14 protein-coding genes are annotated in these 15,269 nt (G+C 39.5%); 1 reads left to right on the top strand and 13 read right to left on the bottom strand.

The window, feature by feature from the left end:
* Window positions 1-48: 48 nt before the first annotated feature.
* Window positions 49-987, bottom strand: a complete 939-nt coding sequence (locus L877_RS0102205) for an HD-GYP domain-containing protein (RefSeq protein ID WP_026834705.1) — start codon at window positions 985-987, stop codon at window positions 49-51.
* Window positions 988-1,226: 239 nt separating this feature from the next.
* Between L877_RS0102205 and L877_RS0102200 the strand changes: the two genes are divergently transcribed.
* Window positions 1,227-2,981: an MATE family efflux transporter gene (locus tag L877_RS0102200; RefSeq protein WP_026834704.1), complete on the top strand. Its 1,755-nt coding sequence runs from the start codon at window positions 1,227-1,229 to the stop codon at window positions 2,979-2,981.
* A 211-nt stretch (window positions 2,982-3,192) separates the two neighbouring features.
* On the opposite strand, the gene nadE is transcribed toward L877_RS0102200, so the two are convergent.
* The 12 genes from nadE to L877_RS0102140 all read right to left on the bottom strand — a co-directional run bounded on the left by nadE (window position 3,193) and on the right by L877_RS0102140 (window position 15,109).
* Entirely contained in the window at window positions 3,193-3,948 is a 756-nt protein-coding gene (nadE, locus tag L877_RS0102195; RefSeq protein WP_026834703.1) for an NAD(+) synthase, read from the bottom strand.
* Between the two features lie 10 nt (window positions 3,949-3,958).
* Window positions 3,959-4,675, bottom strand: coding sequence for a DUF4428 domain-containing protein (locus L877_RS0102190; protein WP_026834702.1), 717 nt, complete (start codon window positions 4,673-4,675; stop codon window positions 3,959-3,961).
* 97 nt (window positions 4,676-4,772) lie between these two features.
* Entirely contained in the window at window positions 4,773-5,543 is a 771-nt protein-coding gene (gene trpA / locus L877_RS0102185) for a tryptophan synthase subunit alpha (protein ID WP_026834701.1), read from the bottom strand.
* A complete protein-coding gene (gene trpB / locus L877_RS0102180) occupies window positions 5,536-6,720 on the bottom strand; it encodes a tryptophan synthase subunit beta (RefSeq protein ID WP_026834700.1) in 1,185 nt (394 codons plus the stop codon). Before trpB ends, trpA begins: the two co-directional genes overlap by 8 nt.
* The gene (locus L877_RS0102175) at window positions 6,717-7,337 is read right to left on the bottom strand and encodes a phosphoribosylanthranilate isomerase (protein WP_026834699.1); all 621 of its coding nucleotides are present in this window, start codon (window positions 7,335-7,337) and stop codon (window positions 6,717-6,719) included. Before L877_RS0102175 ends, trpB begins: the two co-directional genes overlap by 4 nt.
* Window positions 7,338-7,341: 4 nt before the next feature.
* On the bottom strand, window positions 7,342-8,121 hold the full coding sequence (gene trpC, locus L877_RS0102170; protein ID WP_034784892.1) for an indole-3-glycerol phosphate synthase TrpC: 780 nt from the start codon (window positions 8,119-8,121) through the stop codon (window positions 7,342-7,344).
* A gap of 42 nt (window positions 8,122-8,163) precedes the next feature.
* Window positions 8,164-9,183 (bottom strand): anthranilate phosphoribosyltransferase, encoded by a 1,020-nt coding sequence (gene trpD / locus L877_RS0102165; RefSeq protein WP_026834697.1) that lies wholly within the window; start codon window positions 9,181-9,183, stop codon window positions 8,164-8,166.
* Between the two features lie 49 nt (window positions 9,184-9,232).
* A complete protein-coding gene (locus tag L877_RS0102160; RefSeq protein ID WP_026834696.1) occupies window positions 9,233-9,808 on the bottom strand; it encodes an anthranilate synthase component II in 576 nt (191 codons plus the stop codon).
* The gene (gene trpE, locus L877_RS0102155; RefSeq protein ID WP_242837109.1) at window positions 9,808-11,292 is read right to left on the bottom strand and encodes an anthranilate synthase component I; all 1,485 of its coding nucleotides are present in this window, start codon (window positions 11,290-11,292) and stop codon (window positions 9,808-9,810) included. The genes L877_RS0102160 and trpE overlap by 1 nt, the downstream gene beginning before the upstream one ends.
* 538 nt (window positions 11,293-11,830) lie before the next feature.
* On the bottom strand, window positions 11,831-12,277 hold the full coding sequence (locus L877_RS0102150) for an Hsp20/alpha crystallin family protein (protein ID WP_026834694.1): 447 nt from the start codon (window positions 12,275-12,277) through the stop codon (window positions 11,831-11,833).
* A gap of 193 nt (window positions 12,278-12,470) precedes the next feature.
* Window positions 12,471-14,000, bottom strand: coding sequence for a serpin family protein (locus tag L877_RS11770; RefSeq protein ID WP_051437613.1), 1,530 nt, complete (start codon window positions 13,998-14,000; stop codon window positions 12,471-12,473).
* 143 nt (window positions 14,001-14,143) lie between these two features.
* Window positions 14,144-15,109 (bottom strand): glycoside hydrolase family 43 protein, encoded by a 966-nt coding sequence (locus tag L877_RS0102140; protein ID WP_026834693.1) that lies wholly within the window; start codon window positions 15,107-15,109, stop codon window positions 14,144-14,146.
* Window positions 15,110-15,269: the final 160 nt, after the last annotated feature.

Below are 15,269 nucleotides of genomic sequence, written 5' to 3'. Positions count from 1 at the left end.
CCGTTATAAGTAATCACAGTGCTATTTATTTATTTCTCTATAAATTAATTAATCGTCTAGCTCCCACGCACGACTTTTGTATAAATCTTCCAGTATATCGCCATCAATCTTCCCCTCTGAAACCATATTTCGCATTATCTCAAATGCGGTAGATGGGGTATGTGGCGTCTTATACGGTCTATCCTCCGCCGTAAGTGCATCAAATATATCAAGAATAGTTAACAACCTTGTTTCCCAAGCAAGGTCCTCCGCTTTCAAGCCTTCGGGATAACCAGAACCATCTAAGAACTCATGATGTCTAGATGCCCACTCCGGAACATTTTTATACTGCCCCGTGAAACTCACTGCATCGAGCATGTCCTTGGTATGGGAAACATGTGACTTGATCACTTCCCTCTCCTCCTTAGTCAGAGTTCCATTCTTCAAACTCAAGGCGGATAGCTCGTTCTCTTCTAGGAATTTAATCACGGTTCCGTCGGCTTTCTTGCACTGAATCTTAGCTATTTTAGAAACCTGTTCTATCATCTCATCTGTCAAATGTTCCATCTTATCAATCTTATCAATAAAACGAAATGCAGCATCCAATGACATCAGATACTCTCTGAGCTCAGACTCATCTATCCTATTTTCCAGACAATCAACTTTAGCCACCAACTTGGATACTTCTATTCGATGTCTAATATCATCTATTCCCGCTCCAAGTCTCGTGGATTTGTCCATTATCTCCCTTGGAATAACCAACTTGCCTATATCATGTAACCAAATGCTCATGATAATCGGATCTCTATTTAAACAATGATCCTCTCCCAGGCGTCCCTGCTTTTCCAACCAATCGAGATAATTGCTTGCGTATTGAACCATATTTTTTGTATGGTTAGCATTATAGGGCGTCCTCGTCTCTATCGCAGTTATAAGTACCTTTACAAAGGTATGCATCTGCGTAAGGAATTGATTGTTTTTATCTTCTTTCATCTTGATAATTTCCATTCAATCCGTCCTCTCATTTACTTGTAAATGCGTAATACATCAAAAAAACTTCAACCGAGTTCAATACCATATACTATTTTACCATACTTTTCAAAAAAAAGATAGTTATATATTGTTTTGTTATTGAAGAATTGTCCAATACATACACTTGTCAAGACTTTTATTGTTATGATATAATTACTTTGGGTGCTTTGTTTGCACCCAAGTAAGATAAAATAAAGTGTGATGGAGATTATATAATGATAAAAAAACTATACAAGGAAATGTCAGTTGCACAAATTCTTTCCTCTATGACTGTAATCATATGTCTGCTGATTGACAGCATTATGATAGGTCGTTTCCTGGGAGTTGATTCAATGGCAGCATACGGGTTGGCAAACCCTCTCCTGCTGGTATTCTCAGCTTTGGCAAGCATGCTCTCTTCAGGAATTTCAGTTGTATGTGGAAAAACCATAGGAAAAGGTGATAAGAAGGGAACCAATGGCCACTTTTCAACGGCTATTATTATTTCGTCTATAATACTTGCAATCGGAATTCTTGTGGTTATTATCTTTCGCTCACAGGTAGCCTGTCTTCTGGGAGCAGAACAGGGTACAAAGATTCACGAATTAACAAGTTCATATCTTTTGGGATTTATCATTGGAGCACCCGCATTCTTCTTTGCCATGCTCATGATTCCTTTTGTCCAATTTGCCGGAGAACAAAAGAGGCTAATTCTAGCCGTTGCCATTATGACATTTGGCGACATCTTCTTCGACATTCTCAATGTATTTGTCTTCAAGGGCGGCATGCTTGGCATGGGACTTGCATCAAGTCTTAGCTATTATGCAGCAATCATCGTGGGATTACCATATTTCTTCAACAAGGACTGCATATTTAAATTTTCTCTTAAGAGCTTTTCAAAATCAAGACTTGTTGAGCTTTTGAAAGCGGGTATTCCTACAATAATCAACATGCTCAGCACCGTTATGCTTACATATACCTTTAACCAGATTCTCATAAGAATCTCCGGAAGCAGAGCCGTGGCAGCTTACTCCATCATTGCCACCATCGGAAATCTCTGCTATGCATTCTGCATAGGTTTTGCCGGAGTAATACTCATCCTAGCTGGAGTATACTACTTCGAAGAAGATCGACTTTCATTGGTAGAATTGGTAAAAGTCATGGTAAAGAGTAACACATGGGTTGATTTTATCGTGGCTCTTGTGGCAATTATCTTTGCCCCATTCATCGTCAAATTATTCTTGGGAAATGATCCTACAGCCGCACCTATGGCTGTTATTGGTGTCAGAATATTTGCACTCTCTGTAGTTCCAAGCTCACTCAATACTGCATTCAAACACTTCTATCAGGGAACAGGACGACTCCGAACTACCAAGGCGCTTAGTATTCTTCAAAACTTCGCAGCACCAACGTTTTTTGCCTTTGTCTTAAGTTTCTTTGCAGGAACTAATGGTGTATGGTCCGGATATGTATTTGGTGAATTAACGGTTCTCGCTCTAATATGCATTAACACTTGGCGGTTCAACAAAAAGATCACATTCTCTGCCTCAGCCTTTGCAATGTTAGAAAAAAAGTTTGGCGTGGGGCAAAAAGATACTATGAACATGGAGATTATGACACCACAAGATGTCATCAAAGCCTCCCAAGCATCAACAGATTACTGCATTAACCATGGCAAAACCAACAAAGCAAGTATGTACGTAGGACTCTGTATCGAAGAGCTCTGTAACAATATAATTCAATACGGATTCAACGATGGCAAAAACCATCTAATTGACCTAAAACTATTTGTTAAAAAGGACGAGCTTTTGATAAGAATTAAGGACGATTGCGTATCCTTTGATCCAGTAAATTATCTTAAATCTGAAAACCCAGATGATAAAACTCATCACATAGGAATTAAGATGGTTTCAGATATCGCAAAATCCTTTAATTATACCAATACGATGTCATTAAATAGCATAACAATTACACTTGGATTAGATGACTAATAATTATAGAAAAAAAATACGGATGGTTTGCCCGTTTGGGGCATTTCATCCGCATTCCGCTGGTCTTACTCCCTCCGGTCGTAAGACATTTTGTGAATCGCATATTGCTGGTCTTACTCCTTACAGTCGTAAGACAATTCAATGGAAACGCATTCCGCTGGTCTTACTCCCTCCGGTCGTAAGACATTTTGTGAATCGCATATTGCTGGTCTTACTCCTTACAGTCGTAAGACAATTCAAACGATGGCATCTTCTGGAGTTTAAAGAGATTCAATTCATGAAGCCTATCAATTCTTTCCTTAATCTCCTTAGATGGTTCCTCGCCTTCGCGTATGTAGCGATCTAATTCTTCGTAAGTAAAACCGAGTTTTTCTTCATCAGTTTGTCCACATAATCCATCAATCGGAACCTTATCAACAAGCTTTGACGGCAAGCCAAGTTCCCTTCCTATTGCTCTTACTTCTGTAACAGTTAGATTTGATAGTGGGCTGAAGTCGCCCGCTCCGTCTCCATATCTTGTTGCATATCCGACCCAATCTTCTGAAAGATTACATGTATTAGCTACTCTTCCGTTGTTATTCTGTCCAACGGCATAAAGCACAGACATTCTGATTCTTGGTGGAAGATTGATCTTCGCCTGATCGGAAAAATCCATTACTGAAGATATTTCCTTTGTGACGCCATCAACCGCATCCTTAATATTGATTTCATAACTCTTGATTCCAAGTGTTTCAACCAATAATTTGGCTGCATCAATATCTGATTGAATGCCACATGGCATGAGCACGCCGATTACCCTTTCTTTACCAAGAGCCTCTACACACAGCGCCGCAACTACCGATGAATCTTTTCCACCGGAAATACCAACAATTGCATTACATGTTGGTCCATTTTCCTCGAAAAACTTCTGTATCCATGAAACTAATTCGTCTTTTGTGCTCTTTGCATTAAACTCATAACTATTCATATCTTTCCCTCTAGAGTGATGCTCCGCAGTATTCGCATGTTCCTGCTGCTGTTGGAATTCCTGTTGCCCCGCAGAATGGACATACAATTGTCTTTTTAGGCTCGTTTGCCGAGATAGTTTGTTCACGGACTTCCTCGTGAATGTTTGTCAGTGCTGCCACTATCTCTTCGCCCATATCTTTGTATTTATCATACTCAACCCTGGAGTCACCCTCAACTGAACTACTGTTTAATCTAAATCTAATATCATCAAAATATGGATTATTTACATTTATAATAATTGTAAAATCATATTCATAGCGATATCTTGGGGGATTATAACTCTTTTCATTTCCCTCGTCGTCTGTAAACTTTTCTTCGTACTTATCCTCATCGATATCGAGATGACATCCTGTGACATCTGCAAAAGCTAGCACATCTGGATTGGCCTCTCTAATATTTCCCGCGGATGTTACCATAAAGTTTTTTGCAGCCTCATCGAGGTAAACTTTGGTTCTGTCACCAATTGTTTTTGTCGAGTGAAATCTCTCAACTTTCTCCTTGTTTGCTTCACGATATGCAAGCTGTTCCTTGATACTTGCCACCGTAGAGTGTCTTCTCTCGCTAAACCAAGGGGATAGCTTTGATGCACAACTTTTACATAAATTTCCGTCTTCTAACTTGCGATTTCCCAAAAGCTTGATCTTCTCACCACAGACATCGCAAAATTTCTTGTCAAATAAACCCATAATTGCCCTCCTAACATATGATTTTTTTACTACTAGTTCATTCTATCACTTATGTTGTGCAAATAAATCATATATTAGGACTATATTTATCTAGATTTTAACTAATTGCTTCCTTCATCTTCTTGACATATTCTTCGATGTGAGCAGCTGCCTCCTCGCCATACTCTTGGCAGATTTTGACGATGGCAGATCCAACGATAACACCGTCGGCAAATCGGGACATTTCCCCAGCTTGCTCCGGTGTAGATATGCCAAATCCAACTGCACATGGAATATCAGAGACACTCTTGGCAATGTCTATCATTCCGCCGATATCTGTACTTATCTTGGCGCGAACACCTGTTACCCCAAGACTAGATACACAATACAAAAATCCACTGGCATCTCCGGCAATCATCTTGATTCTGTCGTGACTTGTAGGTGCCACAAGAGAAATCAGATCTAAGCCGTATTTCTTACATGGTTCCTCAAATTCTTCTTTTTCCTCATATGGGATATCCGGAAGGATAAATCCATCTATTCCTACCTCCTTGCTTCTCTTGGCGAATCTCTCGATTCCATATGAGAAAAGCACATTGGCATATGTCATAAATACCATAGGAGTATCAATCTCACTTCTAAGCTCCTCTACCATGGAAAATACTTTGTCAGTAGTTGTTCCAGCATTTAGGGCTCTGAGACTGGCATCCATGATCACTTCACCTTCTGCTGTGGGATCGGAAAAAGGTATCCCAAGCTCGATGAGGTCTGCGCCAGCTCTCACCATTGCCAGAACATTTTTCTTCGTGGCCTCCAGCGATGGGTCACCGCAGGTCAAAAATGGGATAAATGCTTTGCCGTTTGCAAAGGCTTCTCTAATCTTACTCATACAAATTCTCCCCTCTATATCTTGCAATAGCCGCAACGTCCTTATCACCACGTCCCGAAACGTTAATTACAATTATCTTATCTTTATCAAGAGTAGGCGCAAGCTTGATTGCATGGGCAACTGCATGGGCACTCTCAATAGCTGGAATAACTCCCTCGATTCGAGATAGGTACTCAAAAGCATCAACTGCCTCATCATCTGTAACTGCCACATACTCAGCTCGTCCTGTATCATGAAGATTAGCATGCTCCGGCCCGATTCCAGGATAATCCAGTCCTGCAGAAATCGAGTAAACAGGAGCAATCTGTCCGTACTCATCTTGGCAGAAGTATGATTTCATCCCGTGAAATATTCCAAGCTTTCCTGTATTGATAGTAGCAGCGGTTTCAAAGGTATCGATTCCCCTACCTGCTGCCTCGCAACCTATGAGCCTGACATCCTTATCTTCTATAAAGTGGTAAAATGCTCCGATAGCATTTGATCCGCCACCGACGCATGCCATAACCACATCGGGAAGTCGTCCTTCTTTTTCAAGCATTTGCTGCTTTATCTCGCGACTGATAACAGCTTGAAAGCTTCTGACCATTTCCGGAAATGGATATGGTCCCATAACAGATCCGAGAACGTAATGAGTGTCATCTATTCTTCTTGTCCATTCTTTAAATGTCTCTGATACTGCATCCTTGAGAGTCTTAGTTCCCGTCTCAACTGGATGAACTTTGGCACCCAGAAGACGCATTCTATATACATTGAGAGCCTGTCTCTCGCAGTCTTCACTTCCCATGAATATCTCGCATTCCATATTCATCATAGCTGCCACAGTTGCGGTTGCAACACCATGCTGTCCTGCACCTGTCTCTGCGATAACGCGAGTTTTGCCCATCTTCTTGGCCAAAAGCATCTGACCGAGAACATTATTGATCTTATGGGATCCAGTGTGATTAAGATCCTCTCTCTTGAGATAAATCTTCGCTCCGCCCAAATCCTCTGTCATTCTACTTGCATAATAAAGTCGGCTTGGACGGCCTGCATACTCATTGTACAGCTCTGTTAATTCTCTATTAAATTCAGGATCTTCTTTGTATTTATTATATGCTTCCTCAACTTCATTAATAGCATTCATTAGTGTCTCAGGTATATACTGTCCACCGTGAATACCGAATCTTCCTTTACTCATTTTGACCTCCTAATAATATCCATTATCAATTCCATCTTTTCCGGATCCTTGCGACCTTCTGTCTCAAGTCCCGAACTAAGATCAAGGGCATACGCTCCCACGTCCATAGCCTCTTCTACATTATCGGCTGTTAACCCTCCAGCAAGGAAAAATGGTCTGTCAACTTGCTGGCTATATTTCTTCAAGATTTCCCAATTAAAAACCTTGCCGTTTCCACCAGCTCTTGCCTTACTGTAAGCATCAAATAAATAGTAATCCACCTTGTATTTCATAGCATTGATAATATCATCTTCACTTCTCACGGCAAAGGCTTTGATAACTGGCTTTCCCGTCATCTCTTTTAGCTTTTCAACATATTCCAAGTCCTCATTGCCGTGAAGCTGTGCAATATCTATTATACTATTTTTCAGATAATATGCAACTGTCATTATATCTTCATTGACAAATACTCCGACAGTTTGTATCCTTTTGTCAAGCATATCTCTGAACCTTCTCGCTTTCTCTTCAGTTATTTGCCTAGGGGATTCTGCGAATATAAATCCAACATATTCAGGAAGCAACTTGTTGACAACCCTAATATCCTCATCTCTCATCATCCCACAGTACTTGACTCTCATGACATCACAAACCTTTCAATTCATCTAACGCCGCTTTTTTATCAGAACTTCTCATCAAAGTTTCTCCTATTAAAACCGCATTAGTTCCGTTAGCCTCTAGCTTTTCGATGTCACTTCGATTCTTAATTCCGCTCTCGGAAACAAAGACAACATCCTCCGGAACAAGCTTTCTTAGGTTGCCAGAATTATTAACATCCACCTCGAAATTTTTGAGATTTCTGTTATTCACTCCTATTATCTTTGCACCAATCTCCAAGGCCATACCTATTTCTTCAGAGTCGTGCGCTTCTACAAGTGTAGATAAACCTAATTCCTCGGCCAGTAATGCATATTCTTGCAATTGGTTCTTCTCCAGAATCGAACAAATAAGCAACACTGCTGATGCCCCGAGAGCTCTTGCTTCATAGATCATATAAGAATCTACTGTAAAGTCTTTGCGAAGTACCGGTATGCTTACTTCTGCTGCAATCTCTCGCAAGTATTCATCTCTCCCAAGAAAATACTTTGGTTCAGTCAAACATGATATGGCATCGGCTCCGGCTTTTTCGTATTCTCTTGCAATTTCAAGATAAGGAAAATCTTCCGCTATAATTTCCTTCGAAGGTGAAGCTTTCTTCACCTCACAGATAAAGGACAAACTCTCCTTAGAAAGTGCTTTATAAAAGGGAAAATCACTCTTCGCCGGCATGTCAAGCGCTATCCTCTTCATCTCATCCAGAGGTGTTTTTCTCTTGCATTCCTCAACTCTGGTCCTGGTACAATCAGCTATTTCATCTAAAATCATCACCATACTCCTTTGCTTCCAAGATATAAACACAAGTAATCTTTATACTGCAACTGCATTTGTTGCCGCAATAAAACTTGTCAATTGTTCATAAGCTTTTCCTGAATCAATAGCTTCTCTTGCAATCTCAATTCCCTCTTTTATTGAAACGCCTTTCATGATATGGATAGCTGCTCCGGCATTCAGAAGTACCGCATCTCTCTTCGGACCATTTATCTCTCCCTTAACAACTCCAAGAAGAATCCTCGCATTCTCCTCAGGTGTTCCTCCAACAAGCTCATCCTTGGAACATTTTTCCAGACCATAATCCTCCGGATTGATTTCGTACGATGTAATATCTCCATCTCTCAACTCATATACCTTAGTTGGGGCGCTGAGGCTGATTTCATCTAATCCATCCGTTCCATATACAACCATTGCTGCCTTTTGTCCAAGATCCTTAAGTGCGTTGGCAACCGGCTCAAGTAGGCTCTCGTCATAGACACCCAAGAGCTGGTGTGTATTATAAGCTGGATTAGTAAGTGGTCCAAGGATATTAAATACTGTAGGAATTCCGATGGACTTTCTGATTGGTCCCACATATCTCATGGCCGGATGATACTTTTGCGCAAACATAAAGCACATATTTGTATCCTGCAACACCTTGGCATTATCCTCTGGTTCTATCTCAATATTTACACCAAGTTCTTCGAGACAATCTGCTGTACCGCACTTACTTGATGCCGCTCTATTTCCGTGCTTTGCAACCTTCACTCCGCATGCGCTTGTAACAACAGCAGCTGCTGTAGAAATATTGAAGGAATTGGACTTATCTCCGCCAGTTCCAACAATGTCGATAACCTCTGCACCGTGTCTATCTAGTCTTCTTGCAAAACTTCTCATTCCCTCTGCAGAAGCAGATATCTCTTCTACTGTCTCACCCTTCATGTGAAGTGATGTGAGATAAGATGCGGCCTGTGCCTGCTCTGCTTCTCCAGACATAATCTCTGTCATTACTCTTAAAACTTCTTCTCTTTCCAAATCCTGTCCATTAACTAATTTACCTATTGCTTCTTTAATCATAACAATTCCTCCATTCAAAATTAAACTTCAATTATATTATATGGTCTATTTATGCAATCTCTATTGCAAGGAAATTCTCCATAATCTTCCTTCCGTCAGGTGTGAGAATCGACTCCGGATGGAACTGCAATCCATATACAAGACCTTCTTTATTGCTTACAGCCATTATTTCACCATCATCGGCTCTTCCGATAACGCCCAGTTCATCTGGCAGCGTCGATTCATCAACTGCCAAAGAATGATATCTCGCAACTTTTATCTTGCTCTTTAATCCAGAGAAGATAAATGTTCCGTTGTCGATATCTACAACAGACGTTTTACCATGCATAAGCTCCTTAGCATATGTTATCTTGGCACCTAGCGCCTCACATATTCCTTGATGTCCAAGACATACGCCAAGTATCGGTATTCTATTCTTGAATCTTTTAACGACTTCCTCGCATATCCCCGCATTCTCCGGACGTCCGGGACCAGGAGATATTATTATATGACTTGGTTTCATCTCTTCTATCTGATCAACTGTATACTCATCATTTCTAATTACTTTAATATCTGGATTAATTACTCCAACTACTTGGTAAAGATTATAGGAAAATGAGTCATAATTATCTATTAATAATATCATTATAATCCCTCCCTTTCACTTGACATCTCAACTGCTTTTACAACAGCTTTTGCCTTATTAATACACTCTTCGAATTCCTTCTCCGGTTGACTATCTGCCACGATACCAGCTCCGGATCTAACAAAAAGTTTGCCATTTTTCTTATAAGCAATTCTGATTGCTATACAAGTGTCAAGGTTTCCGGTAAAATCAATATATCCTATTGCTCCACCGTAAATTCCTCTCTTATTATTCTCGAGCTCGTTGATTATCTCACATGCTCTTATCTTAGGTGCACCAGACAAAGTTCCCGCCGGTAGAATAGCATCAATTGCCTCTGTGATAGGAATGTCTTTTCTCATAACACCTCTAACAGTTGAGCCGATGTGCATAACGTGAGAATACCTTGACACTGACATATAGTCTTCCATCTCAACAGTTCCAAATTCGCTGACTTTACCCAGATCATTTCTTCCCAAGTCCACTAGCATGTTATGCTCAGCCAACTCTTTCTCATCTTGTAATAGCTCTTCTTCCAACATGGCATCCTCGGCTTCATCCTTTCCTCTCGGTCTAGTTCCCGCCAAAGGATATGTATGTAAGATTCCATCTTCTAACTTTACAAGTGTCTCCGGTGAAGCTCCTGCAACTTCCATATCATCACCGCTAAAATAGAACATATATGGTGATGGATTAAGACTCCTTAGAATTCTATATGCTTCGAAGAGACTACCTTCAAACTTTGCTTCCATTCGATTGGATAGCACCGCCTGGAATATATCTCCCTCAAATATGTAATTCTTGGCTTTCTCAACCATTGAACAAAACTCTTCTTTTTCAAACATTGGTTTGAATTCAGATAGAAGCTTTGGTTCACTGATTTCTGCATCTTCGCCCTTCTCGATAATATCAATTATCTCTTCAATCTTCTTTGCTGCATCATCATAACTTTTATCTAAATCATCCAAAGATGCATTTACAATTATACTGATTTTATTTCGTATATTGTCAAATGCTATCACTTTATCAAACAACATAAGATCCACGTCTCTAAAGTTTTCTTCATCCTTTGCATCAAGATTTAGAGTTGGAAACGCATACTTAATATAGTCAAATGAAAAGTATCCGACCAATCCGCCGGTAAATGAAGGTAACCCCGCAATTCTCGGACTTTTGTGTGAATTAATCACTTCATTTATATATTCCTTGGGATGATTAACTCTCTCTTCTTTGAGAGTATTTCCATTAGAATCAATTACCGTCAACAACCCATTGGTACATGTTATATTGAGCTTTGGATCAAATCCTAAAAAAGTATATCTTCCTGTCTTTTCCAAATTCTCAACGCTCTCCAACAAAAAACAATGATTGCTAACTGCTTTTAGCTTTTTTAACACCTTTATAGGTGTCGTAATGTCTGATAGAATCTCAGCACATACGGGAATATAATTGTATTCTCCTTTAAACTTCTTTGCTGTTTCCTTTTCAGGTATCATATTCACCATCATTCGCCTCCTTACTACTTCTCCGACGTCATGTGTTATACGATATCCTCGATTCCCATTGTATATGCATTATGTCTAGAATTAATCCATATAAACAAAAAAGTCCTTGATGATAAACTTAATTATCATCAAGGACGGTAAATCATAATCAATACCGCGGTGCCACCTTGCTTTGTGGATTACCACACACTTATCAGAGTACCAACATACTCCTTGCAACTCACGTATGCATTCACGTCATGGAATACTCAGCAACTATTGTCACCTTTGACCATGCCCTCAGCGGCCCATTATAATAAGCAACTACTACTGGTTCTCAGCTCCCCAGCTCTCTGTAAGCGTCTCTCTTACCTTTATCCCCGCGTCATCGGTTTCGGTAATATTCAATTACTATCTACGATTATATATCCTAACGGAACATTTGTCAAGAAAAAAAAAGAAGAAATCAATTCTATCAATGAGTAGGATGTGAAGAAAAACCAGAGGGATACCACAGCCACGCCATAATGTGCAGCTATGATATCCCTTAAATCATGTATTATCCTTCAATAGCTATATACTGTTTTTTTGGAAGTTTCTCTGCTTCATTCTTAGGAATTGATAATTTCAAAACTCCATCTTCGAACTTAGCCTTTATATCTTCCTGCTTAACTGCATCTCCTACATAAAAACTTCTCTGCAAAGAACCTGCATAACGTTCCTGACGGATAAGTTTACCCTTCTTATCCTTTTCTTCCTTATCAAGTCCCTTAGCAGCGCTTACTGACAAGTAACCATTTTCAAGTGATAACTTAATCTCGTCCTTCTTAAATCCAGGAAGATCAATATCAAGCTCATACTTGTCATCATGCTCATGCACATCAGTCTTCATAACCTGTGCAGCTCTCTTTCCATAGAGTTTTCGGTCGATATCTCCGAAATCCATCCTTGGAAAATCCATCCAGTCATCCAACAAATTCTCTCCAAAAATACTAGGTAGTAACATAAGTCATTCCTCCTTCTCAAGAAAAATATAATTAAATAAGTTTCATGAGCAAGGGAAGGAGTGTTTGGATTCTTACTTAGAATCTTCTCTATTCCTTTGTTCTGACCATATTATAGCACCAATTGTTAGCACTGTCAAGAGGTGAGTGCTAATTTTTTTTTTGGCAGAAAAAATTATTTCTTACTGGGTTTTATTACAACGTATTTACCACGCCAACAAATACCGGCAATCCAGTCTTGGAATTAACAATTGCGTACACAAATGGTCTATCAAGTACAACTTCCTTTGGGTCAGAATATGCAGATGCTGCTCGCATTGCCACTACCGTAACTGCTGCCGCTTTTGTTCCATTACGGTCAAGCTCTATAAAAGTCTTATGTAAAATATCATCTATAAATATGTTATCATAAAATGTTGCCATGTTAGTAAAGTTTGCTTTTCCACTGTCAAACGCATTCTTGATTCCCATATCCATAAAAACATCTTTCAAAGCAGTTTCATAACTATATTTGAATTCAGGCATTTTGGTATAAACCATACCTCTTTCCTCATTCTTGTATATTTTGGACAAATCATCTTCCTCAAAAGATGCTAACAACTCTGCAGTTGTCATACCCTCTTTAGGCAAAAGAGCCATAAATTCATACCTTCCGCCCTTATATGGTTTTGTAAATCCAGTGAAGTTTTCTCCTGAAACATATCCATATTCAGATCCAACCAACATAGTTGCATCCTTCTCTTTGCCGCTGGCATCCGTAAACTTTTCTCCCTGTTTGACGCTTCCATCTCTGTACTGTTCAGCCCATTCTCCTGTAAATGCAAGTGCATTAATGAGATATGCTCTAGCATCACTAGGAATATTGTCAATAATCTTATCAATCATATTGTCAGTATTCTTTTTTACCCAACTGTTAATTTTTTCAACTGTATTCTTGTCAAATGGTTCGAGAAGAGTTTCAGCATTGTAATATTTTTTCACTACCTCTTTGTAACTATCCTTAATACTAAAACCTTTTTGATCCTTCGCCCATATGGAATTAGCCATGGAAAAATCCACATTTACTGAGGACATCAGGTTATCATTATATGTTGATAAATCCTCATTAAATCCCTTTAATCCGAGCTCTCCGCACAGCGTATTCTCAAACTCCGATAATGTGTCATTTTCTGCTCCATTAGCCGCAAGCATGGAAGCGGTAACTATTGACTCAGGTGATATCAGAATATTTTCATTTGCTTTTGCCTTTTTAGAGACACGTTGAATCAAATCTAATGAAACTTTGGACATCTGCTTGACAAACTTGTCACTAACCGGCTTTTCCTCGCCTTCTTGGCGAATAACTGTTTTATTATTTGCTGTAACTTTTACCTTACATATATATTTCTTCGTAAAAGTCTTCTTGGCTTTTTTCTTCTTCTTATACTTAACCTTTATCGTAATCTTGCAATTTCCCGCTTTAAGAGCTGTAACTTTTCCCTTCTTTCCAACCTTTGCAACAGTTGGCTTGGAGCTCTTGAATTTCTTCGATACTACAAAGCGTCCCTTCACGGAAATCTTCTTTGACTTGCCCTCTTTAAGTTCTATTTTCTTAGTCACTTTCGGTTTAATTGGATTTTTCTTTTTTGCTTCTACTCCTGTAGAAATCACAGATGCAGACAATGCAGCAACAGACATACATACCAACGTCATCTTAGTCAAATCTTTTATTTCAAATCTTCTCATAAAAACTCTCTCCTTTTTTACAGAATAATCCTATATCATGTATTAAACCACATACCTATGGCATAATTTAGTCAATAATTGTCTTACGAGATTCCCAAAAAAAGCGTCGGGCATTAAACCCGACGCGAAACTGCTTATTCACATTATGGCTGGATAGTCTTAATTGTTCCATCCTCATTGTACTCAAGCTCAACGAACTTAACACATCTTCTGTGGTTGATTCCCTTAGATACTTCGCAGTCATGATAGAACAAATACCATTTTCCATGATACTCAATGATTGAGTGGTGAGTTGTCCATCCAATAACTGGCTCAAGGATACGTCCACGATATGTAAATGGTCCCTTAGGATCCTTGCTTGTAGCATATACGATATAGTGTGTTGTACCTGTTGAGTATGAAAGATAGTAAGTATCATTGTACTTATGCATCCATGGTCCCTCAAAGTAACGACGGTCCTCATCACCTGCTCTGAGCTCCTCGCCATTCTCATCCAAAATCTTGATGTGCATTGGCTCTGAAGCAAGCTCCTTGATATTGTCCTTAAGCTCTGCTACCATAGGTCCGATAGCTGGCTCATCTGCAGCTGGCTCCTTGCCATCCGGATCAAACTCTCCAGTCTTCCAGTTCTCCAACTGTCCGCCCCAGAGTCCACCATAGTACATATACACTTTGTCATCATCGTCGTGGAATACAGCAGGATCGATACTGTATGTTCCCTCGATATAGTTTGGTTCTGGTGTAAATGGTCCGACAGGGCTATCACTCTCTGCAACGCCGATACGGAAGATTCCATCCTTATCACGAGCAGGGAATACCAAGTAATATTTTCCATTCTTCTTTACAAGATCCGGTGCCCACATCTGCTTACTTACCCAAGGTACATCCTTCATGTGAAGTGCTTCACCGTTATCAACACACTCTGCATCTATATCATCCATAGAGAGAACATGATAGTCCTCCATAAGATACTCGTCACCATTATCATTGTCCTCACCATCATGTGGAAGGTCATGTGAAGGATAGATATAGATCTTATCATCGAACACATGCGCAGATGGATCTGCTGTAAAAATGTGTGTTACAAGAGCTTTTCTCTGATTACTCATTATCAATTACCTCATTTCTTAGTTTTCTCTTTTTTCTTATGTGTCACATTATAATCCAAACTCATAGTTTATCTCACTGTGACAAATGCCATGTATCATAATTGTAACATAATTCCAGAAAAAAAACACCATATTTTTTCAAAATATGGTGTTTTTTGTA

The sequence above is a fragment of the Eubacterium xylanophilum ATCC 35991 genome, assembly GCF_000518685.1.
Classification (GTDB): Bacteria; Bacillota; Clostridia; order Lachnospirales; family Lachnospiraceae; genus Eubacterium_F; species Eubacterium_F xylanophilum.
This window is presented reverse-complemented; position numbering and strand designations above follow the sequence as displayed.